Genomic DNA, 26935 nt, shown 5'->3' with positions numbered 1-26935 from the left:
ACATGCAGACGGACGTCATAGGCGCTGGTGCGATGGGCAGGGGAATGGCGGCGCTGCTGCGCGACGCCTTTCCGCACTGGACGGTCCGCCTCATCGACCGCGATATGAGCGCGCTCACGGCTGCGCGCGAGGCATGCAAATGTGAGATCCTGTGCACCGACCAGCCGCAGCAGGCAGAACTCGCACCCGTCGTGATCTGTGCCGCCAGTTGGCCGGTCACGCTGGATGTGATCGAGAGCCTAGCGAGCCGCGCTACACGTGGTTTGCTGGTGAGTATCAGCCGGCCTGCTGCCGAGGACGTGCCACGCGTGCAGCAAGCGCTGATCCAAGCTCCGAGTCTTGCGACGGTTCTGCCCTGCGGGCTGGAGCCGGGGCTGACGGAGATCCTGGCGGGCTATCTGCTGGAATCCACTGAGGAGGTGCAGTCCCTTCGTATCTGCTGCGGTGGGATCGTAGTGCCACGCCCGGCCAATCCTCTCGGCTACAAAAGACTCTTCGGCACTTCGCACCTCCCCCTCGCCAAGCGCGACGCCTATTGCATCCGCGATGGCGCCCTTTGCGTCGTTCCGCGATTTTCCGATGTTCAACAACTCGCTTGGCCAGGCATCGGGGTGCTCGAGCACTGGCATGACGGGATGCAGCCGCGGCTCTCGGAGCATCCGAAATTGTCGCGGCCGGGTGTCGATGCCGACCAACGCACATTGCGTTGGACCAGATATGTCGAACTGGTCGCCTTGATCGATCAACTCGGCGTGTTGGCCGAGGATGCCGTGGACGAAAATACGGGCCTCACCCCAAAGCAGCTTTTCGAGCGGGCCACCCATCGCACCTTCGGCTTGGCGGAGAACGAACAGACAAAGACGCTTCTGGCAATCGAGCTCGCCGGAAGTCTGCACGGGCGGCGGTCTGTGCAGGGTTTGCGGCTTACCTTCACCGACCGCGTCGACGTGCGCTCGATGGCTCTGGCCACCTGCTTGCCCGTGGTGTTCCTGGTCAACTGGCTGACGGGCGCCGGAAAAGCCGTTGGCGGATTTCATTATCCGGAGACCATTATCACCCCGCAGATAGCGCCCGTCATGCTCGACTGGCTCGCGCGTCGAGGTGTCGAGATAACAATGGACAGATACGATGACGATGCGGAAGAAGGCACTGCTGGTCTTGGGGGGAGCGAGCGAGATTCAGTCCCGTCACCTCTATGATCAGGCGCGGGCGCAAGGCTTGCGGGTGGTGTTGACGGACACGCCCAATCGTCTCGCGCAGGCCGTTCAATTGCATGATCTCGCCGATGAGGTCCATCCCCTCGACTTCGAGGATGTGAGCGCCTGTCTCAAGTGGGTTGGCAAATATCCCCGACGCGAGCTTCTTGCCGGAGCATTCAGCTTCAAAGAAAAAGCGCAGCTGGCGATCGCCGCGCTCGTTCGCCGCTTTGGATTCAAGGGCCCCAGCGAGCGTGCGCATGAGTGCACCACCAACAAGTTTGTCTGCCGAGACACCTTGCGGGCGGCCGGATTTGCTCAGCCGGAAGCCAGGCTGTGCCGATCAGGCGAGGCAATCGATCAGGCGTTTGCAGAGCTCTCGCGCCGGCATCGCAAACTCATCCTTAAGCCGATGATCGGTTATGGCAGCGAGAACGTCTTCCTGGTGGATAGCGCGACGGCTCTTGCCACCGCGCTTGCGCAGCTCAGGCCGGCAAGCGAGCGGCCCTTCTTGCTCGAGTCGTTCGTCGAGGGCCGGGAGTTCAGCGCGGAAGGCTTGTGTGTCCGTGGCTTGCCGAGGGTCTTGAGCTTGACGCAAAAATTCGTGATCGGCGGTGGCAATTTCGTCGAGTGCGGCCATGTCGCGCCGGCCGATCTTCCGCCTGCTTTGCGTGAGCGCGCGATCACGGTCGTGCAGAGCGCCGTGCATGCCGTCGGTCTGACTTTCGGCATGTTTCATGCGGAGTTCTGGGCTTGCGATGCCGGCGAGATCGTCATGGGGGAAATTCACTCCCGACCCGGAGGCGACTACATTACGCACCTGACACAGCACGTGACCGGGATCGCCTATTACGGCAGTGTGTTTGCCCAGATGCTGTGCGCTGATGCCGGCGTGGTGATGCTTCCCGCGGCCCGCTGCGGAGCCGCCGGCATCCGATACTTCGTCCCGCCCGCCGGCAGGGTGACGGAAATCACCGGATATGATCGTCTGCCCGAAATGCCTGGCTATGCCGGTGCCGCGATGTTGATCAAAGTCGGTGACACCGTGAAGCCCGTCCGCCACTCGTTCGACCGCGTTGGTCATGTGCTTGCCATCGGGGCGAGCGCCACCGAAGTTAAGGACCGGCTCGAGCGCATGATCATGGCGGTCGCCATCACCGTTCAATGATGAACAGCCCGCGCACCATGCTCCAACTGAAGCCCGCGCAGCGTATGTTCTGGAACGTGTTCGCTCAGAATTTTCTCAATAATTACGGCTACTTTGCGCCGCTCTCTGTGCTCGGCCTCTATCTCCTCGACCGATCGCTCTCGGCGGCTCAGGTCGGTACTCTGTTGCTGCTCCTGTCCGCTTCCGGCCGAGCGTCGCGCGCCTTATTCGCTCCACTACTGGACCGCATTCCCACGCGTTATGCCCTGACGACAACCTATCTCGTGATGGGGGCGGGCTATATCATCGTGGCCGAGAGCGCCGCGTTTGTCGGGACCTCGCTCGGACTGTTTATGGTCGGCACCGCTTACGGGTCGTGCAGCTTGCTGCTGCGCGTAATTACGGTCCGGCTGCGCGAGGATCAATCTCTCCGTTTGATGCTAGTGAAGCTCGCCGTGGGCACGAATATCGCTGCCACGCTGGGACCGTTGCTCTCGAGCCTGCTGTACGTGCAAATGGCGCCGAACGCCCCCTTCCTCGTCACCGGCTTGGTGATGTTGTCGGGTGGGTTGGTCTGCCATGCCTTTTTGGGGAACGAGCTGCCAGTACTGGACCGCGGCGGCAACTGGTGGAAATCGCTGCTGCACAGCGCAACGCGGTCCGACCTTCGCTTGGTATTCGTGGCGACTGCCTTCACGTGGTTCGCCCTGGCACAGATCTTTTCGTTTGCGCCGATCGTGCTAGGCCGTTTATTGGCCGGCCCGGAAGCCGTTTGGACGATTGCCAGCCTCAATGCCGCCTTGGTGGTAGGGGCATCGATGCCGCTGATGAAGGCGCTCGAGCGCGCGCATGTCGACGACGTCGGGTCGCTGATCTTGTCGGCGGTCCTGAACCTGGCGTGTTTCGCGCTGCTATCAGGGTTCGTGAACCTGTTCACGCTCTACCTCGCCGTCGCATTGTTGACGGTCGTGGAGATTGTCGCCCTGCCGTCGTTGTCGGTGTTGCTTGTCCAGAATACCCCGGGAAGGGATCACCTCGCCTTGCTGGGCATCAATGCCATCGGCATGGGTCTCGGAGAAGCACTCGGCAACTTTGTTGGCGCTGTGCTCGGCAGCGCGGAGCTTCACAACACGTTCGCTTTCGCGGGAATTGCCGCCCTGTATGGTCTGGGTGCGATGTGGCTGTACCGTTTTCGCAGCAAGATGCTGGATATTGGTGGCCGGAAGGCCACGCAGGATGGCATTGACGTCGAGCGATCCTAGAGAACGCTTTTTTCTGGACTTCAACGATCGGCTCGACAAGCACATGGTCCTGCTGCGCGGCGGCCCCAGCGACCTACACGTTAAAAGACCAGAACACGCTGACACTGCTGCTCCGCGCTCAGCGCGAGTGAGTCTCAGCCAAACGGCAGCAAAAGGAGATACGAGGAAGGCTCTATGCATTGACGTTTACCTCCAAGGAAGTCTCCGGTATGCCCGCCGGTGGCCTCCTACACCTATGGCTAAATTGTTTGGTCAGAGCGGCGCCTTGATCTTTTGCGCAGATAGCGACCGCAGCACGTAGCGCTTTAAGCCCAGGCCGCTTCGCCCTTGGCGATCGGTCTAGGCCTGATAGTTTGCGTCGAGACCATGCCGGCAGACGCCGCGCGTGTGGATTAGTGTGTTGACAATCAACATAAAGTGTGTATTTATACACCAATGAAGTCGACGGACATCATTGCAGCCCTAAAAGCCGACGGTTGGACGCAGGTGGCCCAGAAAGGCAGCCACGTTCAGTTCAAGCATCCGATCAAACCGGGGCGCGTGACGGTCCCTCACCCTAAGAAGGACATTCCGATTGGAACGGTCCGGAGCATCGAAAAGCAGTCCGTACTGAAGCTGAGATAAGCGGGCGCTGGATAGCGTCCGCGAGAGCCACTGGGGCTCACTGGAGAGCATCATGCGATACTACATCGTCCTAATTCACAAGGACGCAGATAGCGACTACGGCGTCTCGTTTCCTGATCTTCCTGGCGTCATCAGCGCAGGAAGCACTTTGGACGAAGCTCGCGAGATGGCGGCGGAAGCTTTGGCCCTTCATCTTCGAGGATTGGCTGAGGATGGTGAAGCCGTTCCAGAGCCTTCGTCTCTCGAGCAGATCATGGCCAATGCAGATAACAAGGATGGCGTTGCCGTCTTGATCCCGGCCCCAGCCGAAGAGGTAAAGAGCGTGCGCGTGAACATCACCCTGCCCGCGGACGTTCTGAGCGAGATTGACCGACACGCGGAGCAGCAAGGCTTCACGCGTTCTGGCTTCCTTGCTCAGGCAGCGAAGAAGGCGTTGGCAGCCTAAAGAGCGTTAACGTTGATGTTAGCGGCCTCTTTTGCTGGGCGCGTGGCGCCTTGCTCGGCTTACCGCCATCGCCGCGTTCCGTTCGATCGAACGACATGGCCGCACGGGCGAGGATCCGCTCTACCCTCACTCAATTGCGCGGCCGGCTATACTGAGGAGGCGCAGCTGCAGGAGCTATGCGGGCTTTGAGAGCCATGGATGAGGGCTGGAGAGTTCTTTTCGCGATCGCGGCAACGGCGGTCGTCGTCAGCGGCGCGTTCCTCGCTATCCGGTTCCTCATCGGACTTTACGGCTGATCTGCCGTCGCTTTCGCGACACTTATTGCCTATATACTAAGATCGATCGTTGCTCGGCCAATGGATTGACGAGCTAATCGAGTATTCGCGCGTTAACGCAGCGACAGGTTTGTTGCGTCCGTTGCTGCAATGTCGGACGATGCTCGGAGCGGACGACAGCGCTGATCGAGTGTCGGACAAGAAGCGGCCTCAGCGGCACAAAGGAACGTGCTGAGGCGCTATCGATGCTTCTCGCGAAAGCAAGGAGCTAATCAGTCGTCCGTGAAGAATTCCCAAGCCGTTGATTGGGAATCCGGAAACGGAATTTTGCGGTAGCTGAATTTGCGGGAAAACGGGCCTTTGAAGCGGGATTCCTTGCAAACTTGATTTGTGATTCACTCGCCTCGGACTGCTTTTGCGAGGGGGCGAGATGCGACCACGGGAGCGGAGCGAATCGGGAGAGCAGGATCTTTTCCGCTCTCGGCTTGATGAGATCATCGACATGAAGCATCCGCTGGTAGCGCTGGGGCGGACGGTGGATTGGAGGTTCCTGGAAGAGCGGTTCGGCGAGGTTTACACGGATGATCCCGGCCGGCCGCCGCTGCCGACGCGCTTGATGGCGGGACTGGCGATCCTTAAGCACACCTACGACCTCTCCGACGAGGTGCTGTGCGAGCGATGGGTCGAGAACCCCTACTACCAATACTTCTGCGGCGAGGAGTTCTTCCAGCACCGGCTGGTGTTCGATCGCTCATCGCTGACGCGCTGGCGCAACCGGATGGGCGAGGAACGGCTGGCTTCGCTGATCCAGGAGAGCCTGTCGGTTGCCATCAGAACCAAGGCGATCAAGCCGTCCGAGCTGTCGCGGGTGATCGTCGACACCACAGTGCAGCCCAAGAACGTGACGTTCCCCACCGATGCGAAGCTTCTGAACCGGGCGCGCGAGAAGCTGGTGCGGCTGGCGCAGCGTCACGGGGTGGCTTTGCGCCAGTCCTATGCGCGGGTGGGCAAGTTCGCTCTGATCCAGCATCAGCGCTATGCCCACGCCAAGCAGTTCAAGCGCGCCAACCGGAAGCTCAAGACGCTACGGACCTATCTCGGCCGCGTCATCCGTGACATCAGCCGCAAGATCGATGGTGACGGCGGGCTCGAAGCGGCGTTCGCAAAGCTGCTCGCGCTGGCGCGGCGCGTGCGCGAGCAGAAGCAGCATCAGCGCGGGCCGAAGGTCTATTCCCTGCACGCGCCGGAGGTCGAGTGCATCGGCAAAGGCAAGGCCCATCGGCCTTACGAGTTCGGCGTCAAAGTCTCCGTCGCCACGACGATCGGCCACGCCAAGGGCGGCCAGTTCGTCACCCATGTGAAGGCGCTGCCCGGCAATCCCTATGACGGTCATACGCTGGCCACCGTGATCCCGGACATGGAGGTGCTCGTCGGCAACACCATCGCGCGCATCCTCGCCGACAAGGGATACCGGGGCCACAATGCGCCACCCGATCACAAGTTCAGAGTCTTCATCTCCGGCCAGAAGCGAGGCGTGACGCCCAAGATCAAGCGCGAATTGCGCCGCAGGGCCGCCGTCGAGCCCGTCATCGGCCATCTCAAGGCCGAACACCGAATGGGTCGCAACTATCTCTGGTTCCGCCAGGGAGACGCGGCCAACGCCGTCCTTGCCGCCGCCGGCTACAACTTCCGCCGCCTCATCCGTTGGCTCAGCCTGTTGCTGCGCCAAATCCTCTCCGCTCTCACCGCCGCGCTTCAGGCCGTTCCAGCCTGAAGCCAGAGTTCTTCACGGACGACTAATCAGGACACCGAACGATCCGGCGGTTTGTCTTAAGGCGAGTCGATCAGCCGATGCGCAGATCTTCGGCGCTCATCTTGCCCGAACGATCAGCCACCAGCTCGTAGCTGACTCGAGCACCTTCCGCCAGATTAGTGTAGCCGGCCTTCTCGACCGCGCTGATGTGAACGAAGACGTCAGCTCCCCCATCTTCCGGCCTGATGAAACCGTATCCCTTTGTCGCGTTGAACCACTTCACAATTCCCATAGCCACTGCATAATCTCCAAAATTGAATTTCTGAGAATCTATGGAAGAGCTGACCGATCACAAGGACTTTCCGCACGATAGTTGCATCTCACGCTGAGCGTCCCTCACGCGTCCACAATCGCTTCCGTCGAGGACGGCTCCTGCGGGCGATCAGTCCTTGCGGCGCAGCCGGCAGAGGCGGTCGCTCATCGCCCGCCGGCTCTTGGGCCTGTGTCTCGGGCTGGCCTTCCGCAACGAACTGATCGAGCTTCTCAGTGGCGTCAAGGACCTCGAGCCTCTCGAGGATCTTTCGTCCCTGCGCAGTGATGATCCAACATCCTTCCTCTCGCGCGATCAGCCTTTGCCCGAAGATATCGAGGTTCGGCTCGCGGCTCGCAATGCGCTTCATGCGCGCCGGCCACTCGGGCCCGCTGCTGTAAAAGATCGCCAAGTGCTGTTTGACGAGTTCAAGACTGGCTCGGCCGCCGGGCTGCCCGGCTAGTATCTTGAGGATGGACAGCTGAAAGCTCATGTGGGCACGTAACGACTCAATGTAAGCAAGACAATGCCGCCGCTACCCGACGCACGTAGCGCACATCATCGATTTTCAACGGAAAAAACTTTGCCGGGTAGGCTAACCAACGGGCCAGAGTACCACATTTCATGTGCAGCTTTCGAGCGTTCCGCTCGGAATCGTGCTGCTTGTCGGAGCCGAGCTGGGCTCGCCTCGCGAGACTGCCGATCCGGGACCCGACTCTTTCGTTCGCGATATGTTCTCGTGGCCTCGGCAGTCCACCCGCAAGCTGGCGCATGGCATCGCTGACCGGCGCGAGATCGTCGTGGCGCGATGGAGCATGCCGCCATTGCAGCAAGCGCTACTGGACCCGCCCAGAAAAAGAAGCTCGAAGCCAATGGCAAGATGGTCGATTTCAAGCAACTGCTTGGCATAGACCCGGACAGGGGCACCACCAATTCAGCGTGAACAGCGCGCATTGGAGCCGCTGGCTTTGGCCAGCAGCACCGATGGCTCATGCCGTTCAACAGCTTCCAACCATACGATGCGATTGACGACAGGGAAGGTCTGGTTCGCCCCTGACAAGACCCGTCGCCTGCTAGCCTTCGATGGGCCGTCAGCGAGGCCGCGCAGCTCATCGATATGACTGCATATCGATATCTGTGATCCAGTCGAGCAAGCGCAAACATTCAGAGCTCGTGATGATCATCCCGGCAGGTCTTCATAACCGATGGAAATCACAACTCACTGTGTGGTCGCATTGCGCCCACTCAGGCTGAACGTAACCGGCATGAGGCTTCCACCTCGCCATCCTTCGGCTTGCCTGCAATACAGCTTGGCATGAGCTGATCGGTGGAGGTGGAGCGATGGCAAATGCCATGCTTGATGCCAGGCAGGAAGGTGACTCCTATCGTCGCGTCGAGGTGATCACTGGGGAGCGCCGACGTCGACGGTGGACGGGCGAGGAGAAGGCCCGGGTCGTGGCGGAGAGCTTTGAGTCGGGTGCGAACATCTCCGAGGTGGCGCGGCGCAATGACGTTTCCCGCGGGCTGCTCACGGTGTGGCGACGCCAAGTTGCGGCGGCGGTGGCCGGCAAGGCGCCGAACTTCGTGCCGATTCAAATTGGCGCCGGAAGCGGTGGCGAGACATCTGGTGAGTCCGAGCGTGCTTCGCCGGCACAGACGAAGGCTTTGGAGATCGCCGCTCACTCGACCAAGGTCTGCGGGGTAATCGAGATCGAAGTGAGCGGAGCGCGCATCCGCGTCGAGCCGGGCGTAGAGTTGGCGGCGCTATCGACGGTGCTGGCGGCGCTCCGGGGTTGCCGGTGATTGCGTTACGGTCCGACCTCAAAGTGGTGTTAGCGACACAGCCGATCGATTTCCGCAAGTCAGTGCACACGCTGTCGGCATTGGTGAGCAAAGCGCTGCGTGCGAACCCGTATTGCGGTGACGTCTTCGTGTTCCGCAGCAAGCGCATGGACAGAGTGAAGCTTCTGGCGTGGGACGGCAGCGGCATGGTGCTGGTGACGAAGTGGTTGCACGAGGGACGCTTCACCTGGCCGCCGATCCGCGACGGCGTGGTGCATCTGAGTGCGACACAGCTCGCGATGCTGCTCGACGGGCTTGAGTGGACGCGTGTCTCACCCAAGACTGTGAAGCAGCCGGCCGTTGTCGGCTGAGAGGTGGAGATTTCGCTGGAGCCTGTGGCGCGCGGATGTATCGTCTGGTCATGGCGATTCGCCCCGATGCTCTCCCGACTGATCCGTCAGCTCTGACCGAGATGGTGCTCGCGCTTGACGCCGAGAACGAGAAGCTGCGTGTGGCGATGCAGACGCTCAAAGAGATGATCTTCGGGAAGCGCTCGGAGCGACTTGCGGTGCTCGTGGACGAGCAACTCGCGCTTGAGCTGGGCGATCTCGAGACCGACGCCACGTTGCCTGTGCAGGCCAACGACGATACGCCTGCGGCGAAGCCGCCCGGCAACGTGCGCAGGAAGGCGCGCCGCAACATCGGCGCACTCCCAAAGCACCTGCCGCGCTGCGAGCAGGTGCTGGAGCCGGAGGCGACGGCCTGCCCGTGCTGCCAGGGTCAGCTCCACAAGATCGGCGAGGACGTCAGCGAGGTGCTGGACATCATCCCGGCGATCCTGCGGGTGCTGCGCACGATCCGTCCCAAATATGGCTGCCGCAGCTGCACCGATGGCGTGGTCCAAGCGAAGGTGCTGCCGCGCCTGATCGAGAGCGGCATGGCCTCGACCGCCCTCGTGAGCCACGTGGTGGTCTCGAAGTTCGCCTGGTATCTGCCACTGTACCGACAGGTGCAAATTCTGGCCGGCCAGGGTGTCCATCTCGACCGGGCGACGCTGGCCGGCTGGGTGAAGCGTGCGGCCTGGTGGCTCAGGAGCCTCTATGAGCTTCAGCTGCGCACGATCCAGGCCTCGCCGCGCGTGTTCTGCGATGAGACGCCAATGCCGGTGCTGGATCCCGGACGACATCGCCCCCGCATCTGTCAGTTCTGGGCTCATGCCATGGATGACCGGCCCTGGAGCGGCCCCTCGCCGCCGGCGGTGGCCTACGTGTTCGCTGACGGCCGCGGCACGGAGGAGATCGCCGGACAGCTGAAGGGCTTTTCCGGCATTCTGCAGGTGGATGGTTATGCTGCCTACAAGGCGCTTGCCCGCGGTCATGGCGGCGCGATCCAGCTGGCTTTTTGTCTCGCCCATGCCCGACGCAAATTCGTCGAGGTCTACAAGACGATGCAGTCGCCATTCGCGCGTGAGGTGATCGAACGCCTGCAGGCGGTCTATGCGATCGAGGCGGAGATCCGCGGCAGCAGTGCCGAGCAGCGGCTTGCCACCCGCCGCACCAGGACCGCTCCGTTGATGGAGGCGCTCAGGGCGCGGCTGACCGAGATGGTCGACCAGCTCTTCTCGCAGTCGAAGCTGGCGGAGGCGATCAACTATGCGCTCAATCACTGGGACGGGTTGACGCTGTTTCTCAGCGACGGCCGCGTCGAGGTCGACAGCAATACGGTCGAGCGTTCCATGCGCCCGATTGCCATGGGAAGACGCAACTCATTGTTCAGCGGCAGCGAAGACGGCGCCGAGAGCTGGGCGATCCTGGCGTCGATCGTGAACACCGCAAAACTCCACGATCTCGATCCGCAGGCCTACCTGGCCGGCGTGCTGGAAAGCATCGTCTCCGGGCGAACCAAGAGCCATCAGCTCCACGAGCTGCTCGCCTGGAACTGGAAGGCGGCCCGTCAGCGCACCGCACAGGCTGCAGCATGAGCCCACGTCGCCATAAAGCAGCGTCGTCAATGGCGGCCGCCGCGATGCCACTTGAAGAGCTCGAGCGATGGCTCCAGGCTCGCATCGATCAGCATCCTACCGCCACCAGCCTCCCCATGCTCGACGGCTATGTCGCCGCGATCGTGGCCGGACCGGTGTCGATGAGCCCGCTCGACTGGATCTGCCCGCTGCTCGCCATCGATGCCGATGCTTTCAACCACGGCGGCACCCCGGAGTTTGCTGCGATCTCCGCCGTCGCGCTGCGTCATAACGAGATCAGCGAGATCCTTTCGACCGCGCCTGCCCAGTTCGCCCCGATGCACCGGCGCAAAATCAATGGCGACGTCGATCCGCGTCCCTGGTGCGACGGCTTCCATGCCGCGATGCGGCTCAGGCTGTCGGCGTGGGCACCGTTGCTGGACACCAGCAATGTCAATCACGGCCTGCTACTGCCCATTCTGTTGCACTGTCGCGACGATCAGGGGCGGCCGATGCTTGGACCACCCCGAAACGGCCGCGAGACCGCCGACTTTCTGCGTAACGCCCACGCCGATATTCCTGCGGTCGTCGAGGCCATGCGCCAATATTGGATGCCGATCCGCTACCCACGCGCCCGCTGATCACCGCAGACGTGGGAGCTCATGCCGGTTACAGCTGAACGTGCGATGCCGATCGTCTTATTTGCGACATGCTGTCGATCCGCCGACAAGTCGGTTTGGGATGAAAGCGAGCATCCAGCTGTCGCAGTTGGCACGAGCCTTGAAGGGGTTTCGATTCCTCAGGCATGCAGGAATGGCTAGGAGATGATGAGCCTTCAGTTCATCGGGTTGATCAGGTCCGAGTTCGGGTCCTCCAACCTTTGGCATCAACTCAGGGGCCTCCGCATGAATTCGCCTTGATCGACCTAGCTCGACTCTAATGCGCGCCGACACCATTGCGCGAGTGGTAATCGGCTGATCAGTTTGAGACGGCATCTGCAAGCTCTCCTCTACTTATCGCATGCGACAATCGTGGCCGCGCTGGTCGAAGCCTAGCGCCAGCCGTGTTCCATTCTGGGCCTATGAACTTGCGGCCGCACGAGGCTGCAGTTGAGCCAGTATCGCGGACTGACCACGAGTTCACGTCAGGATTGGAGGCTTTCGAGAAAGAGGCAGTGCTTCGCTCGCCTAGGCAAGCGGCAGCATGATGACATGGACAAAAAAACCGAGACAAAGCCGGCATCTAATTTGCGCCCAGAAGTGACGAGACGGGCGGCCATGCATCGTCTCGCTGTCGAGCTTGGCGAAATCGCGAAACTCGCGTGGCCAATGGTGCTGACGCAGGTTGGGCAGATCGCGATGATGTCGACTGATCTTGCCTTGATCGGTCGGATCAGCGCCGAGGCGCTTGCTGCGGCCGCGCTGGCAGGCCGGTTTTATCTCATTAGCTTCGCCTTCGGCGCGGGGCTACTCAGTGCCATCGCGCCCATGGCGGCGCGGGCGTTTGGGGCAAATAATCTAGCCGCAGTACGGGGTGCGCTGCGCATGGGACTATGGGCGGCCATGATCCTGTCTTTCCCAATCATTGCTGTGGCGCTGCGAGCAGAGCAAATACTGCTTGCGTTGGGCCAAGCCCCAGATGTTGCGCGGCTCGCCCAGCAATACCTCTTCGGATTAGGATTCTGCGCGGCGCCGGCACTTTCGTTCTTGGCCATCCGCAGTTTCATGGGCGCGGTCAATCGGCCACAGCCGGTCTTGTGGATTACGCTATCAGCGACTCCCCTGAATGCTTTGCTGGTTTATATGCTGGCCTACGGAAAGCTTGGACTGCCTCGGCTGGAGCTGCTGGGGGCAGGTCTTGCCACCACGCTGGTGAACTGCAGCATGTTTTTAGCCGGCTTGTGGTTCGCTGCACGGCGTCGTCCGTTCCGTGACTACCATGTACTTGCACATCTCTGGCGTTTCGATTGGCGCACAATGCGACAGCTCATCGCAATCGGAGTGCCGATATCAATGGCTTCATGGATCGAGTCGGGACTATTTTGGGCCACATCGATTCTGGCGGGCTTGATCAGCACCAGTGCACTGGCCGCTCATCAGATCGCTGTACAGATCGCCGCGATCCTGTTCATGATTTATGTGGGCGTTGGCACGGCCGCAGCCGTGCGCGTTGGCTATGCGGCCGGCCGCAACGACATTGCAGGCGCCAAGCAGGCATATCTGGCAGCGATGCTGATCGGTATTGTCATAGCTGCATCGTTAACGCTCGCACTGATCGCCGCGCGTTTTGAAATCGTCGAGCTGTTTCTGGGCAGATCGGCCGGTTCGGCGGCAACGATTAGCCTTGCTGCAGAGCTCCTCGTGGTCGGCGCAACGCTGTTTATCACTGACGCTGTCCAGTGCATTGCGGCAGGCGGCCTGCGCGGACTGAAGGACTCGCGAATGCCGCTTCTGTTTGCGATCATTGGTTGGTGGCTGATCGGCTTTTCCCTCAGCTATTGGCTCGGTTTGAAGTTCTGTCTTGGCGCCCCTGGTATATGGATCGGCTTGTCGACCGGAACGACAATCTATGCGGCGCTTCTCGTCCTGCGGTTCCGCAACTTGACAAGCCGCGCTCACTGACCCGGGCGTAGCGCTGATGCCAAACGGCGACGAATGCCAGGTTACTTGCACTGGCCGATACGAGCGGGTCGAAATTTTGAGATTGCCCAAAAATTGGACGTTGCTCCTGATTCGACTGCAAGCGTAAAGAGATGCCTAGCATCGCATTATTCGATAATTCCATTTCAAAAAGCGGATAACCGAAGTGGTTAGCTCGTTCGGGAGCTAGTAGGAATCCTCAAGGCGTCCTTCGCAGTTCGTGAGCTTTCCAACTTGTCACCCCCGGCCGAATGGCTCAACGGGTCCTCCCTTCGAAAGCGTTGCTGTGACAGGTAGCCACATGCAAAACGCGCTGACGCGATGACTCTCAATCAGGGCCTAACTTTCCACACACCGGCCGTTGACTGCGAGCTCCGCAGCCGCGGAAATCGTGCCAAGCACCCGCGATATATCGCAATCGCCGGAATCAAGCTGCCACACGATCCGCGGCAGCAGCAGCCACGACGCCGGGCTCAACCGCAATGTCGACCAGATCCGGATCGGCCAGTGCGCGGAGCAGGCTCGATTGGACGAAGCATTTGTTATTTTTATTTGCGAGGCAAGGCTGCCCTTGGCTTGCTGGATGTCTCACCTGACGTCCTCGCTCAGAAGTCGCTAGCGCTGCAGTCGCTGCCCAATCTCACCCGGCCCAGTCTACGACTGAGGAGAGCTGCTGGCGCTCGTACGCCATTGATCTCGGCACGGTGCCGATCGGCACGCGGGCCAGGCGTTGGTCAGCATGACTGGGAGCTCCATACGGGCATCATCCTCGCGCAAGCGATCGGCGTCCGCCCCCAACACAATGGCCTTGGGCTGCGTCGGTCAGCCAAACTCCGTCCGATCCGCTAGGTCCCAGCTAGACGAAAGCTTATGATCATGTTCAACCGACCGGACCGATATAGGGTTCTCATCGTGCTATTTGACGGGCTTCGGCCGGATCTCGTCAAACCATCGCTGACGCCGAATCTGATTAGGCTTCAGCGCCGCGGTGCCGTGCTGGCCCGGCAGCGCACCGTTTATCCCAGCGAAACACGAATAGCGCTCACGAGCCTCATCACGGGCGCAACGCCGGATCGCCACGGCATTGTTGGCAATCAGTATCTCGACCGGCACCTTCCGGCTCCGCGCTTGGTCGACACAAGTAATGCGCGTCTGATCGAGGACTTAGATGCCGCGAGCGAGGGCCATCTACTCGGTGTGCCGTCACTTGGCGAGATCCTCGCGGCGAACGGCAAGACATTGTCAGTCCTGGCATCCAACTCAGCGGGGGCAACCCGTCTGCTGAACCATAAGGCCCGAAAGTCCGGCCAGGTGACGCTCTCGGGCCATTTCCCTTGCATCGCGACCTCGGCCGAGATGCTCAGACAGGTGGAGAGCCTGCTCGGGCCGACGCCTGCGCCGCCGCCCCCCGGTACCCCGGATCTTGCCTCTCAAGCCTTTCTGACTTCAGCGTTCCTCGACGTCATCTGGCCTCAAATTCGGCCCGACGTCGCAATCCTCTCGTTCGGCGAACCCGATAGTTCCTCCCACGATTGTGGAACCGGCGCGCCAAAAACTCTGGAAGCGATCAGCTTTGTCGATCGGCAGTTTGGCCGCGTGCTGGATTGGTGGGAAGCTGAAGGCGTGGGTCAGGGCGTGCACCTGATCGCAGCCTCCGATCATGGGCACGTAACGGTGTATGAGCGGGCCGATCTCTTGGAGACGCTTGAGGCTGCGGCGCTGCGCTGCGGCGCGGAACCGGCGGCCGGGATCGACGCCATCGTCATACCTGGGCAGGTCGGAGCAATTTACCTCGCCGAGCCCTCGCAGAACGTTATCCGCCGCGCCGTCGGGGCAATGATCGAAAGGCCCTGGTGCGGTCCAGTGTTCACCGCGGGCGGTGCGGTCGATGGCATTGCTCCCGGCAGCTTTGCGCGTCATCTCGTGTTCGCCGACCATGCCCGATCGGCAGATATCCTGTTCTCGTTTCGATCCGATGGCGGCCTTGATCCTTTTGGTCTTATCGGTCGCAGTTGGAGTGCGGATGGGCCAGTCGGCTTCGGAGTACACGGCGGGTTGCATGCCAAGGAGATGTCGTCGCTCGGCATCTTGGCGGGCCCCCTCGTCAAAGGTAGCTTCACCTCATCCCTCCCCTCAGGCATTTGCGATTTTGCGCCGACAGTGCTCGCTCTTCTAGGTATCTCGCGGCCGGCAACCATGACTGGTCGCGCCCTCGCAGAGGTCCTTATCAATCATAAAGGGGACCTACCTCGCACGATCGAGATGGTCTACGAGACCAGCAGCGGCGCATACCGGCAGCACCTTCGTCGTGTGCAGGTTGGTGAGGCGGTCTATCTTGACTCTGCTGACGTGGTGGGGCGTCCCAACAACCTCACATAAATTGAGCGTCGATCCGCAGGCCTTATCAGGGGAATAACTCCGCAGGGTTTTCCTTTTGCTGCTATCTGTTGGAGTTCATCGTTGAGACGAGCGGCTGCGGATTTCAGCTCCTGCTGGAAGGATTTGATTGCTGCCAAAAGAAGTCATGACCGCGTTCGAAGAGGACGGTAGGACGGCTGTCCTCGGCACGGCTGTCGTGCTGGTCGCGAGCCTCAAGCGAACAAGAAGCGCGCGGGCGGCGTCGTCGCCGGCTTCATCGGCACTGCGTTCGCCCAGGACGTTGCGGAGGCAGCCAAGGCGCAATGGCGCAAGGTCGCCGACCAGCTCCGCCCAAAGTTGGTCAAGCTTGCGGGCTTCACTCGACCAACCCGATCGCGCGCCTTGCGCACTGGACGGCCATGCGAAAGGGTCGGTATCGAGCAACACATCCACACGCTCGATACAGCGCTCATCATGGCGGCCGACACGATCGCCGGCGACATTGAGGCTCTGCTTGAGGGCAAGAAGTTCAAACAGACCGCCTACGCGCTCGACCGCGTCTTTAGGAAATCGGCGCTCGCTCTCTTTCTGCGGGAGGCAGAGGAGGCTGATGCCGTCGAGGAAGATGTCGTCGAGAAAGAGCGTTTGGCCACATAATTCCCACCGAGAGCTTGCGTGCAGCACACTTTACCCGAGAGGTCGGGTATGATACCCGTTTTTTAGAAGGTCGGGTATCGTACCCGATTTGGGAGGAGATGGTCGTGCGGTTAGTTGCCACTCCGGTTGCTTCACAGCTCACGGGCCTCTCGACGGAAAAACTTCGCGAGTGGACGAGTCGTCGTGCCTTAATTCCAGCGGACGTTCGCCCAAAGCAAAAGGGATCTCCGGCGAAGTTCACATGGCGAACCATTCTGGTTCTAAGATTGGCGGTGCTGCTCCGCGACCAATTCGCTGTCGAACTTCAGGCGCATAAGGCGAGCTTCGCCGATTTGCGCAAGGATCTGCGGTCCACCTCATTCATAAGGCTTTGGGGGAGGCGCTTGGCGCTGTTCCCGAAGGGGAAGTGGTTCTTCCTGGATGAAGACGCCCCGGCTTCCGACGTGGACGCTCTTATAGTTCATCTCGATCCGCATCTCGCTGTCATACGAGACGGCTTTGCCCTTCCCGCCGCCGCGGCGGCGGCCGAACAGTTTGACCTGTTTTCATTGCCGACGATGCGCAGCCAAGCGCGCGCCCCGCAGCGTCAACGATCGGCTGCGGCAAGCCGGAGGCAGTCGGCATGATCAGGCATCGGCGTATCGGTGCCTGCCGGACTTCACAAATCCGTTTGTTCCTGTTATGTTCTCATCCGGAGGCATAGCATCGTGACTGCAAACATCCAAAACTGGCTCGACAAGCTCGGCTACTCGGCAGAGTCGGCGGTGTTGCATGTCCGCGGCGCGAGAGTGCGTGCGACCCATCCCTACGCTCTTGAAATCAACGCGCTTCTCAGGCCCGATGGCGCTATCCGGGCCCAGGCGGTTTTCGATGTCGAAGGCGTTCCCACCGTCGTCTTCGTTGGCGACGACGACAAGCCGCTTCAGCCAGGCGCTCTGAATGATGCGCGCAAACGCATCTGGAATCAGAACCTAGCGACAGTCGTGATCGAGCTGAAAGGGGAGGAGGCGCTCGCGCTACCTGCTCGAAAACTCAACCAAGCTGGCGAGCGCCTGCGTCTAGATGAAGCGCGCCCGGATGGCCCATTCTCAGCCATTGACGTCGCGACGGCCAATCTCTCCCGCAGGTTACCGAAGTGGTTCGACGTGAAGGCGCGCGTTGATCGGAAGCTACTCGCAAATCTGTCGGCGACGGTGGCGACGCTGACCGAAAGTGGATTCGCTGGAATCGCGCCAGACAGCATGCGCAGGCGGCTTGCTGAATTGCTGATGGGACAGGTGCTCTTCGTTTGCTACCTCGAGCACCGGGAAATCGTCGGAGCGACGTATCGCGAGCGCCGAGCTGTCGCGGAGCTGCATGGGTTAGTCGCACAACACGATCGCGATGGAGTCCAAGCGCTGATCGACAGCTTGAGACGCGACTTCAATGGCGATTTTCTCGGCGATGATCGACACGATCCGTGGACCGCGCTCTCCGATGAAGGGTTTAGTCTTCTCAACCAGTTCCTTCGTCGGACCGATATGCAGACCGGACAAGGAGATTTCTGGAACTACGACTTCAGGTACATCCCGGTCGAACTACTATCGGGCCTATACGAGAAATTCCTAACACCCGAACAGCAGGCGAAGGAAGGCGCCTACTACACGCCCCGTAACCTCGCTATGCTGGCGGTTGACCAAGCACTCGCGGCTGCCTCCGACCCTCTTACCGAAACTATTTTCGATGGCGCATGTGGCTCGGGCATTCTACTCACGACAGCTTATCGCCGACTCATCGCTTTGTCGGAAGCGACGGAAGGACGACAGCTCGGGTTCGCCGAACGTAGCAAACTTCTGAAACGTAGTATTTTCGGTGGCGACATAAACTTTATGGCATGTCGCGTCACGGCGTTCAGCCTTTATCTGTCGCTACTCGAAGGATTGGATCCTGCTGATATTCTTGCGGCCCAGGAGCGCGACGGGACGAAACTCCCCTCACTCAACGGGAGCAACCTTGTTCATGGACATGAGAACGCCGACTTTTTCAAAGACTCGCACAGCTTCTATGGTCGCAGCTTCTCGTTGATTCTCTCGAATCCGCCGTGGGCTGAGCCGGAAGGGGAGGACCGCACCTCGGCTGACGACTGGGCCGACAGAGCTGGCGCACCGTACGTTCGCCGCCAGATTGCTGGCGCCTACGCGCTGCGGGCACGCGAATTCCTGTCAGATGCCGGTCGAGTGTGCCTGATCTTGCCAATTGGACAGTTCCTTGGAGCCTCAAGCGCGCCGTTTGTTTCGCACGCTCTCAGCGCCTATCGCCCGAAACGCTTGATCAACTTTGGTGACTTGCAGGGACTACTCTTTCCGACTGCCGAAAACACATGCCACGTCTTTCTCGGCGAGTATCGCACCGAGGAATCAGCGCGCGTCCCGTTTGACGAGACTTTCGAATATCTCGTGCCGAAGGCCGATCTTAGCTTGGCGCTCGGTCGGCTGACTATGCAGTCTGCCGATCGACACGCGCTGCAAACGCGTTCGGTCGCCGACGATCCGCAACTGCTAGTCACGATGATGTGGGGGGATGCCAGCGACCTTGCAATTTGGACTCGGCTAACCCTGTTAGGCACCTTTGCTGATTTCTGGCGAGGACCACGAGAGTTCCGACGCTGGGTCTATCGCAAAGGCATTCATCTCAACGACAAGAGCCGCGAGGCCGTCGATCCAGGTGAATTGCGGGACAAGCCCTTCGTGCCGATTGCCGCCTTGAGCGCTGGCTCCCCAGTGCTTCATCCGGACTTGCTCTCCAGATGGCCGAACACGCAGGATTCTGTTGTCGGGTTGAACGACGCGATACTCTCGGTGTTCCACGGCCCGCGCGTGTTGTTCCCAGACGGTTTCTCCAAGGGTGAGCAAAATATTCGCGCGGTCTACTATGACGGACCAGCGAGTTTCACTCACAGCATCGGCGTGATCGCAGGCAGGAAAGAGGATGCCGCACTCCTGCAGTTTGCCGCGGTCTATTTGCGCTCGACGCTCGCGCGCTACTTCTTGATGATGCGCGGTTGGAAGATGCTCTGCGAGCGTAACGGCGTGCATCTCACTGAAGTTGAGGCTTTCCCCTTTTTCGCGCCTGAAGATGCTCCAGATGCCACAGCCGCCGCGTCGGTACTGGAAACCGTTCAAATGCACATGGCCGCTCTCACTGCGTTACCCGAACTGGAACAGGGTCATCGATACACTGAATTGCGGGGTGAACTCGACAACGCAATTTTTGAGTATTTCGGTCTCACCGCTGAGGAGCGGACGCTCGTTCGCGAAACCGTCGAGATCCTCATGCCCTCGATTCGCCCACGAAGCTTTAAAAGTCTCTATACTCCTGCGCAGCATCGAGCCGATGCCAAAGATTTTGGCATATACGCCAGAGCGCTTGCGGAATCCCTGACTTCCTGGCGAACGAAGACACGTGGTCGCGGCCGCTTCCGTGTGAGCGTTGTCGCGAGTGATCCGGCCCGCTCTGGGTCCTCCGGCATCGTGCGTGTTACCTATTCCCCACAATCTACAGATTGGCCAGAGGTGAGCACTTCAGTGAGCGATGAGTTAGTCCTAGAAACACTCGCACAATTGCGAGAGGCGGGTCTTCGCGTTATCGCGTCCGGCGACTTCCTCTCCCTCGTGCCAGACGTTCACCTTTGGATCGACAACACGTTCTATCTCGTACGACCACTCACGCAGAGAAGTTGGACGGTTCGCCAAGCGCTGCGGGACGCTGAGCACATCGTGCGCAGCGTCCAGTCCCCCAAGATGGTGGCAGCGTGACGGCACCTGTTGATTGGCTTAAGGCTTTTCCGATCCAGCCAGCGACAGAGGCTGTCGAGGCCCTGCGCGAAGGATGGTCTAAACTGGCGGCTCGACCTCGGCCGGACTTCAATCCCAAGACCAAGGAAGATGGTCTTACTAAACGGCTCAAGATCTACGTCGAAAACCATGTCGCTCGGGAACGGGGACTGCTCGGCATGTGGGCTGCAGAGGACATCATTGGTGACATCGACCCGGCAACCGGCGCCATAGTCGAAGAGCGGCGCACCGATATCGTTTATGGTTGGAACAACGACGTTCAAGCCATGAAGCTCGTCTTCGAATTCAAGCGCCTCGGTAAACAGAAGAAACACCGTGACCACTATCTGCGCGATCAGGGGCTAGGGCGGTTTGTGACGGGGATCTACAGCCGCAAGCAGGCTGTAGCTGCAATGGTGGGCGTTCTACTCGACCCCGAGGATGATGTGGTGCCGCTCATCAGGAAGGCGCTTGAGGACATCACTCTCGCCACCAATTTGCGTTTGTGCCAAACGCCAGATGGGCAGCCCTATGCCCGGCCGTCCATTCTGTTCCAAGGAGCAGACTTCGATACCGAGCATGAGCGCAACGCCAGTCTGGCGCCCACACACGGCACGATCCGTGTCTCGCATTTTTTTCTTCCCTTTGGCTATCCGACCACCACTCGGAAGCCAAGAAACGGAGCCGAGGCATAGGCACTTGTGTTGTCGCAGAACTCCGCTGCCCAGGAGCTGGAGCACCTGGGGCCGAGAGTTCGTGGCCAACCGGCGAGGCGGGAAGACACAAAGGAGCGCGACGTGCCGGTGTATTTCCTTGGCGAAGATGAAAATGGATGCTCCCCGATCAAGATCGGCGTAGCGAGGAATATCGAGGCGCGCACACGCAATCTTCAGACTGGAAATCCCCTTAGGTTGCGGCCTCGGCCGGATCGATGCACCTGAAGACTTCCAGCCTGAAGGAGAACTGAAGAAACACTTCGACGCAGCCCGCGTGCGTGGTGAGTGGTTCGATATCAAACCGGCCTACATCCTGCCGTTCCTCATGCGAGCCGGTCGCGATGGGTTCGTCGCCAAGTGAAATGGAGCCGCGGAGCGGGACCGGTTGAACCGGCTTGTTAGTTGGAAACTGATCGCTCCTGATTCCTTTCTATCACGCAGCCAGAGATTCTGTCTGCTGCTGTTGCTGTGGGCATGTGGTCAACGCGTCAGCGTTGTCCACCATGTCCACAGCCTTCGCGGCCTGCATCCGTTCGCGCCAGACCGCCATCGGCGTGCGATAGCCGAGGGACTGATGAAGGCGACGGTCGTTGTAGAAGGTGATCCAGCTCGCGATCCCTGCCTTGGCCTCGCGGCCGTCGGCATAGCCCTTGAGATAGATGTCCTCATGCTTGAGAGACCGCCACAGCCGCTCGATGAAGACGTTGTCTATCCAACGACCGCGGCCAATGGAGATCTTGATCTTTGCGGCCGCCAGCGCGCCGGTGAAGGCCACGCTGGTGAACTGGCTCCCTGGTCGGCTCCCTGGTCGGTGTTGAAAATCTCCGGCGTGCCGTACTTCGCCAGCGCCTCTTCCAGAGCCGCCGCGCAGAACGAGACGTCCATCGTATTCGACAACCGCCACGCCAGAACCGCACGGCTCGCCCAGTCGATGATGGCGGCGAGATAGAGAAAGCCGCGGCCGATGGGCAGATACGTGATGTCGGCCGCCCACACTTGGTTCGGCCGGTCGATCGTTATGTTGCGCAGCAGATAGGGATAGATCTTGTGGCCCGGCGCCGGCTTTGTCGTGTTCGGCTTCTGTCCCAGCGCCGCGATGCCCATCTTGCGCATCAACCGCTGCACGCGCTTGCGATTGACCTGAAGCCCCTCAGCCTTCAGCATCGCGGTCATTCGCCGCGAGCCCAGGAATGGCCAGGTGGTGAACAGCTCGCCGATCCGCTGCATCAGGGCAAGGTCGTTGTCGTTGGCCGGCCGTGGCGGCCGGTAGACCCCAGAACGGGCGAACCAAGCAACATGCATTGCCGGCGGATCGACAGCGCCTGGTCGGCGCGATCGAGCATTCCTCGACGGTCCGGCGTGCTCATCTTCCGGACCTCCGCGCTAAAAAATCGCGCTCGACTGTCAGTTCTTGGCGTGCAGCTTCTCGATCTCGCGTTCGCGCGCTTCCTCGCTCTCGCGCTCGACACCCGCGTCAAAAGCCCGGGCCGCTTGTTCCAGCAGCTGCTTCTTCCAGGCATAGATCTGGTTCGGGTGAACCTCATAGCGCAGGGCCAGATCGGCAACGTCGCCTGCTCCCGCACCGCTTCCAGCGCAATCTTCGCCTTCAACGCCGCGTCGATCTTCCGTCGTGTCTTCTTTGTCATCATGCCCTCCGTCTATCAAACGGAGCGGCTCTTTTCCAACTTAGCCTCTGGTCCCAAAACCGGGGTCCATTTCAAAGGCCTCCGGCACCTGTCGCGGAGACCGTCGCGACCTCTCTTATGATCGTGCGAGCCTGCGCTAGCGTCGTTGCGCAAGTCGTCGACAGTCGAAATCAACACGTTGAAGACGACGTGGGTGTGAAGAAACGGCCGACGAACACAAGAGATCATCAAAGCCTTGACCGAGGAAGAACCCGGTCACCGCTCACCGCACATCTACAACTCCGAAAAGGCTTGCGCGTCGGAGCCCCGAACCAGCAGGGTACTCCGCGGTCTTCCTGAGCGCCCTTGCGTCGCCGTCTCCGAGCTCGTCGCCAGCGATGTGGACGTCCTCATCGGCTTCCCCGTTGTCGTCAGGGACCGACGAGCCGTCCGGCCGAGGAGCGTGGAGCAAGAGAAAGCACTCTTCGCGGGAGCATTCACCACCTATCCGATCGGCCGGAGCCGGCGTGCAGCATGCGTTTCGTGTCCGACCTCAGACGCTGGGCCTGTTTCAGAAACCACCGATCTTGTTGCGATGACAACATCGAGGTCGAAAACCGCAGCGAATGCGCATTGCGTCCGCTGGCCTAGATCCTGCAAACCACAACCGCTCTGGAAGAGGCGCCAACAACGTCCGCCATTTGGTTCTCGTTGCAACGTGGCGCGCGTCTGTGTTCGTGAGGTGAAATGCGATCCCAACTTCTTTTCTGCGGCGTCATAACAGCTGCGCTCGTTACAGGCAGTGCCGTCAATTCGGCCGACCTTAAGCAGTGGGTAAAGGTCCCGCCCGCCGTGTGGAGCTGGACCGGAGGATATATCGGCGGGCACGTCGGCGGGGGCTACGGGCGAACATCATTCAGCGACCCCAATGGCCAGTCACTCTATGGGGACGTTGTCAACACCCCTGTGTTCCTGGCCGGAGCTCAGATCGGCTATAACTGGCAGAGCGAGCGCTGGGTTTTCGGCGTTGAACTGAATGCTAGTCGCGCTGTCTCAGACGGTACAAACACCTGTCTTGCAGCGTCCAGCTCTGTCATCAGCGCGAATTGCAGCGCCGGTTCAAACGTGTTTGCTACCGGGACAGGTCGCGTTGGGTATGCGTTCGGCCCGCATGGCAAAACACTTGTTTATCTCAAGGGGGGCTTGGCCTGGCAGCACAATAGCGGCACTATCGCCAGCAACGGCGAACTCGTTAGGCGCGCTTACCCATTTTTGGCGACACAGAATTCCACCCATTTCGACTATGGTCGTGTCGGTGGCACAGTCGGCTTAGGCCTCGAGCAAGCACTCACGAACGCATGGTCCGTGAGCCTTGAGTACGATTACCTGAGATTCAACGGACCAAGTGTTGCGACTCCTCCGACCCTACAAGGTCCGCCGTTCGAAACCGTCCCCGCCAACACCGCCGGCCTATCGAGCAGCTATCACATCGGAAAGCTCGGACTGAACTACCATTTTGACGCACATCCAGCGACGCCAGGATGGTCAGATCGGTCGCTATACACAACGAAGCCGACCGTCAGTGCCTCGCGCAGTGGCCTTGCCGACGGCTGGTCGCTGGAAGGCGGCACACGAGTGTGGTTAAGCCGAGGGAGGTTTCAATGGGACGCCGGGAGTACCGACATTATATCAAGGCTCACCTATCATGGGCTGGATGGGTTTTCCGGTGAGTTGTTCGAACGGCTGGATAGCCCCTGGGGAATCTTCCTGAAGGGCAATATCGGGTTCGGACGCTTCAACAATGGAAATATGAACGATGAAGATTGGGGCATGTCTGCGCCTCCTTATCACTCGCTCACTTATCGCAACACACTATCCGGGCAGGCCAATGGAAGGTTCACGTATTACACCACCGATGCCGGTTACGATTTCCTGCGCGGCAGCACTTACAAGGTTGGCGGGTTCATGGGCTGGAGCTACTACGGCCAGAAGTCCGACTCGATCGGATGTGTGCAGATGGCCTCCTCCAACGATGGACGTTGCCTTGCGGCGGGCGATAGAAGGATAATCGGCAGCCAAGACACTGATTGGAATGCGCTGCGCGTCGGCATCAGCGCAGAGACCACCTTGCTTGATCGCTGGCGTATTAGCGCTGACGTTGCTTACTTGCCATGGACAGATTTTCGCGGGCGAGACAACCATCTGCTGCGCGGTCACACGACCTTCGCCGATCAACGCGGGAGTGGTGGCGGTGGTGTGCAGCTCGAGGCAGCCCTATCCTACTCTATCACTAAGAACGTTAGCGTTGGCATCGGCGGCCGCTATTGGGCAATGTGGACTCCAGACCCAAGTGAGCTGTTCCAGACCGAAGCCAAAGCGAAGAACTCCTATCCTGTAACAGAAGGGCCTTTTTCTTCAAACTACCGGATGGAGCGATGGGGCACGTTCTTCCAGGCCTCCTACAAGTTTGACTGAACTGCGCGCTCCAGCTTCGTCCGCTCGACGTTGATCTAGAATCCAACGTCGAGCGTGCGAAGATCTGGTAATTGCTATGGCTGCCTACAGCGGCATCTTAGATCCTTCGGTCCGCATGGTATCTGCGCGGGCAATTTACGATTGCGCGAGTCTTGTTTGAATTAGTGCGAGCGCCCTGCTCGGCTATTTCCATCGGCGCTGATGTAGATGGCGCCGGAATCAGCTGTTTGGTTGCTGCCGCAGTTTGTAATGCAACAAACTGGGGCAGACTTGCGTGTACTTGCGATACGTTATCGCCATGAAACGGATAGGAGGCCAGATGCGCGTGTGAGTCGTTGAAGCTGTTTAGGTCGGATACGCCATTCCAAGTTCGGTCGCGGCGCCGTGATGCGTTGTATGATCCGATAGCCTCGCTAACACAGGTTGTGTTACTCAGAGCATGCTGCATTTTGCCGGCGGTGTGGTGGAAGCCGCCGTGCGAACGAAAGGTAAGAGCAGCCGATGTCCGGAAAACGCTTCAAGTGATAGATGCGTTAGTAGATGGGCTTAGCTGCATGTTCAGTGTTTGAAGTACAAGCCACGGGCTCTTTCATGTGACATCGTCATTGCGTACGACATCGGCCTGTTAAATTGCTTATCCGACCGCGGACGTTAGATTGATGGCGTGCATGTCGCGAACTGAACAAAGTGTAGCGGTTGCCATTCGATGAGACATTCGGTCGAGCACGCACTTAAGCAGGCGAGCATCATATCTACGCGTGGCACACCGATTGCTACGATGATCAGTGAGAGCCGTGCTAGGCAAACCGGTCCTGGGCGGCCTTGCCCTAAGATCACACATAATGCTGCAGGGGTGAGCCATCCGATGTTGTCCGAGTTTGAAAATCAGTGCATAAACCGCGAGATTGACAGGCTGAAGCTTCCGAACTCTCGGATCAAGCACTTCGCCCCACTTAGCTACGCACAAGGCGGAGAAGACGTGATTGTTGAAGGGATCTTGGCTGCAAGGCTCTGCAAAAGCCAAAGAACCTGGGACAGTGTGTTCTATGTCGAGATCGGCGCTAATCACCCCATTTCTACCTCGAGCACGTATCTTTTGTACCAAAGAGGCGCGCGAGGTGTTTTGGTCGAACCCAATCCTGAACTTGGTGCACTGATCAGGACTGCGCGGCCGAAAGACATTCTCGTGCCATCAATTGTCTTGCCGGCGCCGAAGCCGTCTGCCACGCTTATCATCGGAAACGCGCATGAGCTTTCCTCAGTAGATGAAGCGCATATTGTGAGTTTCGGGGATTTCGACGGTTTGGGAGGCATCCGAGAACGTATCGAGGTAAGCGCTCTTGGAATCAATGAGCTATTGAATGCCTATGCCAACAGAATCGATTTCTTGTCGATCGATTGTGAAGGACTTGATCACGATCTCGTCAAGGCCATTGACTACGAGCGCATCAAGCCGAGCATTATTCAGTGCGAGCCGAGTGAGCATTTCTTGAAGGGTAACAGAGATCGAATTATCAGTTTGATGGAATGCAGATCATATCGTCTTGCTGCAATCACTGATAACAACGTTATCTTCGAGCGAGTGACCTAGTGGCTCTGCACAGTGATTTTGACAGGTTGCGTCTGGCGGTCAGATTAGCTCTGGCAGGAGTTTTGGATCAACGAGGACCTCGATGCTGCGAGGCGTCCTTGGCTGCCGCCTGATGAGGCCGGCGCGTTCCAGCGTCAGCACCATCTGGTGAACCGAAGGCGGAGTGACGCGAAAATATTCCTGCATGTCGGTTTCGGCCGGGGGCCTTCGGTGCAGCCGCGTATAGAGGTGGATGAAGGCCAAATACTGCCCCTGTTTGGGCGTGAAGGGTTTTGCCGAAGGACTCACGCCGGCCATCCGATTCAGTT

The 26935-nt window shown here is 59.8% G+C and carries 22 protein-coding genes and 1 pseudogene; 19 read left to right on the top strand and 4 right to left on the bottom strand.

Annotated features, from left to right (window positions below; all coding sequences use genetic code 11):
• Positions 1–2 precede the first annotated feature (2 nt).
• The 6 genes from N2602_RS32430 (at position 3) to N2602_RS32405 (ending at position 6723) form a co-directional block, all read left to right on the top strand.
• Positions 3–1199 carry a saccharopine dehydrogenase C-terminal domain-containing protein gene (locus N2602_RS32430; protein WP_260380650.1) on the top strand — a complete coding sequence of 399 codons (1197 nt, stop codon included), beginning with the start codon at positions 3–5 and terminating at the stop codon, positions 1197–1199.
• On the top strand, positions 1129–2364 hold the full coding sequence (locus tag N2602_RS32425) for an ATP-grasp domain-containing protein (RefSeq protein ID WP_260380649.1): 1236 nt from the start codon (positions 1129–1131) through the stop codon (positions 2362–2364). Before N2602_RS32430 ends, N2602_RS32425 begins: the two co-directional genes overlap by 71 nt.
• On the top strand, positions 2361–3605 hold the full coding sequence (locus N2602_RS32420; protein WP_260380648.1) for an MFS transporter: 1245 nt from the start codon (positions 2361–2363) through the stop codon (positions 3603–3605). Before N2602_RS32425 ends, N2602_RS32420 begins: the two co-directional genes overlap by 4 nt.
• A gap of 435 nt (positions 3606–4040) precedes the next feature.
• The gene (locus tag N2602_RS32415) at positions 4041–4229 is read left to right on the top strand and encodes a type II toxin-antitoxin system HicA family toxin (protein WP_260380647.1); all 189 of its coding nucleotides are present in this window, start codon (positions 4041–4043) and stop codon (positions 4227–4229) included.
• Positions 4230–4281: 52 nt separating this feature from the next.
• Positions 4282–4674 carry a type II toxin-antitoxin system HicB family antitoxin gene (locus N2602_RS32410; protein WP_260380646.1) on the top strand — a complete coding sequence of 131 codons (393 nt, stop codon included), beginning with the start codon at positions 4282–4284 and terminating at the stop codon, positions 4672–4674.
• A 705-nt stretch (positions 4675–5379) separates the two neighbouring features.
• Complete coding sequence (locus N2602_RS32405) at positions 5380–6723, top strand: IS5 family transposase (protein WP_260380645.1); 1344 nt, start codon at positions 5380–5382, stop codon at positions 6721–6723.
• Positions 6724–6793: 70 nt separating this feature from the next.
• Here the strand turns inward: N2602_RS32405 and N2602_RS32400 are convergent, their stop codons facing one another.
• Entirely contained in the window at positions 6794–7000 is a 207-nt protein-coding gene (locus N2602_RS32400) for a cold-shock protein (RefSeq protein ID WP_260380644.1), read from the bottom strand.
• Between the two features lie 151 nt (positions 7001–7151).
• Here N2602_RS32400 and N2602_RS32395 point away from each other — a divergent pair, with 151 nt between their 5' ends.
• From N2602_RS32395 to N2602_RS32360, 8 genes are all read left to right on the top strand, one after another.
• Entirely contained in the window at positions 7152–7475 is a 324-nt protein-coding gene (locus N2602_RS32395; RefSeq protein WP_260380643.1) for a hypothetical protein, read from the top strand.
• 345 nt (positions 7476–7820) lie between these two features.
• The gene (locus N2602_RS32390; RefSeq protein WP_260380642.1) at positions 7821–7955 is read left to right on the top strand and encodes a hypothetical protein; all 135 of its coding nucleotides are present in this window, start codon (positions 7821–7823) and stop codon (positions 7953–7955) included.
• Between the two features lie 398 nt (positions 7956–8353).
• A complete protein-coding gene (gene tnpA / locus N2602_RS32385) occupies positions 8354–8815 on the top strand; it encodes an IS66-like element accessory protein TnpA (protein ID WP_260380641.1) in 462 nt (153 codons plus the stop codon).
• The gene (gene tnpB / locus N2602_RS32380) at positions 8812–9165 is read left to right on the top strand and encodes an IS66 family insertion sequence element accessory protein TnpB (RefSeq protein WP_260383760.1); all 354 of its coding nucleotides are present in this window, start codon (positions 8812–8814) and stop codon (positions 9163–9165) included. The genes tnpA and tnpB overlap by 4 nt, the downstream gene beginning before the upstream one ends.
• Positions 9166–9215: 50 nt before the next feature.
• Positions 9216–10775, top strand: coding sequence for an IS66 family transposase (gene tnpC, locus N2602_RS32375; protein WP_260380640.1), 1560 nt, complete (start codon positions 9216–9218; stop codon positions 10773–10775).
• A gap of 29 nt (positions 10776–10804) precedes the next feature.
• Positions 10805–11395, top strand: a complete 591-nt coding sequence (locus tag N2602_RS32370) for a UPF0149 family protein (RefSeq protein ID WP_260380639.1) — start codon at positions 10805–10807, stop codon at positions 11393–11395.
• A 570-nt stretch (positions 11396–11965) separates the two neighbouring features.
• On the top strand, positions 11966–13375 hold the full coding sequence (locus N2602_RS32365) for an MATE family efflux transporter (protein ID WP_260380638.1): 1410 nt from the start codon (positions 11966–11968) through the stop codon (positions 13373–13375).
• Positions 13376–14263: 888 nt separating this feature from the next.
• Positions 14264–15772 carry an alkaline phosphatase family protein gene (locus tag N2602_RS32360; protein ID WP_260380637.1) on the top strand — a complete coding sequence of 503 codons (1509 nt, stop codon included), beginning with the start codon at positions 14264–14266 and terminating at the stop codon, positions 15770–15772.
• A gap of 75 nt (positions 15773–15847) precedes the next feature.
• On the opposite strand, the gene N2602_RS39040 is transcribed toward N2602_RS32360, so the two are convergent.
• Positions 15848–16435, bottom strand: coding sequence for a hypothetical protein (locus tag N2602_RS39040; RefSeq protein WP_409241854.1), 588 nt, complete (start codon positions 16433–16435; stop codon positions 15848–15850).
• A 239-nt stretch (positions 16436–16674) separates the two neighbouring features.
• Here N2602_RS39040 and N2602_RS32350 point away from each other — a divergent pair, with 239 nt between their 5' ends.
• The 3 genes from N2602_RS32350 to N2602_RS32340 all read left to right on the top strand — a co-directional run bounded on the left by N2602_RS32350 (position 16675) and on the right by N2602_RS32340 (position 20915).
• A complete protein-coding gene (locus tag N2602_RS32350; protein WP_260380636.1) occupies positions 16675–17034 on the top strand; it encodes a hypothetical protein in 360 nt (119 codons plus the stop codon).
• An 81-nt stretch (positions 17035–17115) separates the two neighbouring features.
• Positions 17116–20202 (top strand): SAM-dependent methyltransferase, encoded by a 3087-nt coding sequence (locus tag N2602_RS32345; RefSeq protein WP_260380635.1) that lies wholly within the window; start codon positions 17116–17118, stop codon positions 20200–20202.
• Positions 20199–20915, top strand: a complete 717-nt coding sequence (locus tag N2602_RS32340) for a Fis family transcriptional regulator (RefSeq protein ID WP_260380634.1) — start codon at positions 20199–20201, stop codon at positions 20913–20915. Before N2602_RS32345 ends, N2602_RS32340 begins: the two co-directional genes overlap by 4 nt.
• A 571-nt stretch (positions 20916–21486) precedes the next feature.
• Here N2602_RS32340 and N2602_RS32335 read toward each other — a convergent pair.
• Positions 21487–22582 (bottom strand): annotated as a pseudogene (locus N2602_RS32335) (IS3 family transposase); the annotation flags it as partial.
• A gap of 726 nt (positions 22583–23308) precedes the next feature.
• Here N2602_RS32335 and N2602_RS32330 point away from each other — a divergent pair.
• Both N2602_RS32330 and N2602_RS32325 read left to right on the top strand, forming a co-directional pair.
• Entirely contained in the window at positions 23309–25036 is a 1728-nt protein-coding gene (locus tag N2602_RS32330; protein ID WP_260380633.1) for an outer membrane beta-barrel protein, read from the top strand.
• 865 nt (positions 25037–25901) lie between these two features.
• A complete protein-coding gene (locus N2602_RS32325; RefSeq protein WP_260380632.1) occupies positions 25902–26627 on the top strand; it encodes an FkbM family methyltransferase in 726 nt (241 codons plus the stop codon).
• 39 nt (positions 26628–26666) lie between these two features.
• Here the strand turns inward: N2602_RS32325 and N2602_RS32320 are convergent, their stop codons facing one another.
• A complete protein-coding gene (locus tag N2602_RS32320) occupies positions 26667–26924 on the bottom strand; it encodes a LexA family transcriptional regulator (protein ID WP_260380631.1) in 258 nt (85 codons plus the stop codon).
• Between the last annotated feature and the right edge of the window lie 11 nt (positions 26925–26935).

Origin of the sequence: Bradyrhizobium sp. NC92, assembly GCF_025200865.1 — a bacterium.
GTDB lineage: Bacteria > Pseudomonadota > Alphaproteobacteria > Rhizobiales > Xanthobacteraceae > Bradyrhizobium.
This window is presented reverse-complemented; position numbering and strand designations above follow the sequence as displayed.

Excerpts from the sequence above, each read along its gene's own strand:
- N2602_RS32430 (WP_260380650.1), top strand. The coding sequence starts at position 3 with ATGCAGACGGACGTCATAGGCGCTGGTGCGATGGGCAGGGGAATGGCG.
- N2602_RS32425 (WP_260380649.1), top strand. The coding sequence starts at position 1,129 with ATGACGATGCGGAAGAAGGCACTGCTGGTCTTGGGGGGAGCGAGCGAG.
- N2602_RS32420 (WP_260380648.1), top strand. The coding sequence starts at position 2,361 with ATGATGAACAGCCCGCGCACCATGCTCCAACTGAAGCCCGCGCAGCGT.
- N2602_RS32415 (WP_260380647.1), top strand. The coding sequence starts at position 4,041 with ATGAAGTCGACGGACATCATTGCAGCCCTAAAAGCCGACGGTTGGACG.
- N2602_RS32410 (WP_260380646.1), top strand. The coding sequence starts at position 4,282 with ATGCGATACTACATCGTCCTAATTCACAAGGACGCAGATAGCGACTAC.
- N2602_RS32405 (WP_260380645.1), top strand. The coding sequence starts at position 5,380 with ATGCGACCACGGGAGCGGAGCGAATCGGGAGAGCAGGATCTTTTCCGC.
- N2602_RS32390 (WP_260380642.1), top strand. The coding sequence starts at position 7,821 with ATGGAGCATGCCGCCATTGCAGCAAGCGCTACTGGACCCGCCCAGAAA.
- tnpA (WP_260380641.1), top strand. The coding sequence starts at position 8,354 with ATGGCAAATGCCATGCTTGATGCCAGGCAGGAAGGTGACTCCTATCGT.
- tnpC (WP_260380640.1), top strand. The coding sequence starts at position 9,216 with ATGGCGATTCGCCCCGATGCTCTCCCGACTGATCCGTCAGCTCTGACC.
- N2602_RS32370 (WP_260380639.1), top strand. The coding sequence starts at position 10,805 with ATGGCGGCCGCCGCGATGCCACTTGAAGAGCTCGAGCGATGGCTCCAG.
- N2602_RS32365 (WP_260380638.1), top strand. The coding sequence starts at position 11,966 with ATGGACAAAAAAACCGAGACAAAGCCGGCATCTAATTTGCGCCCAGAA.
- N2602_RS32360 (WP_260380637.1), top strand. The coding sequence starts at position 14,264 with ATGATCATGTTCAACCGACCGGACCGATATAGGGTTCTCATCGTGCTA.
- N2602_RS32330 (WP_260380633.1), top strand. The coding sequence starts at position 23,309 with ATGCGATCCCAACTTCTTTTCTGCGGCGTCATAACAGCTGCGCTCGTT.
- N2602_RS32325 (WP_260380632.1), top strand. The coding sequence starts at position 25,902 with ATGTTGTCCGAGTTTGAAAATCAGTGCATAAACCGCGAGATTGACAGG.
- N2602_RS32320 (WP_260380631.1), bottom strand. The coding sequence starts at position 26,924 with ATGGCCGGCGTGAGTCCTTCGGCAAAACCCTTCACGCCCAAACAGGGG.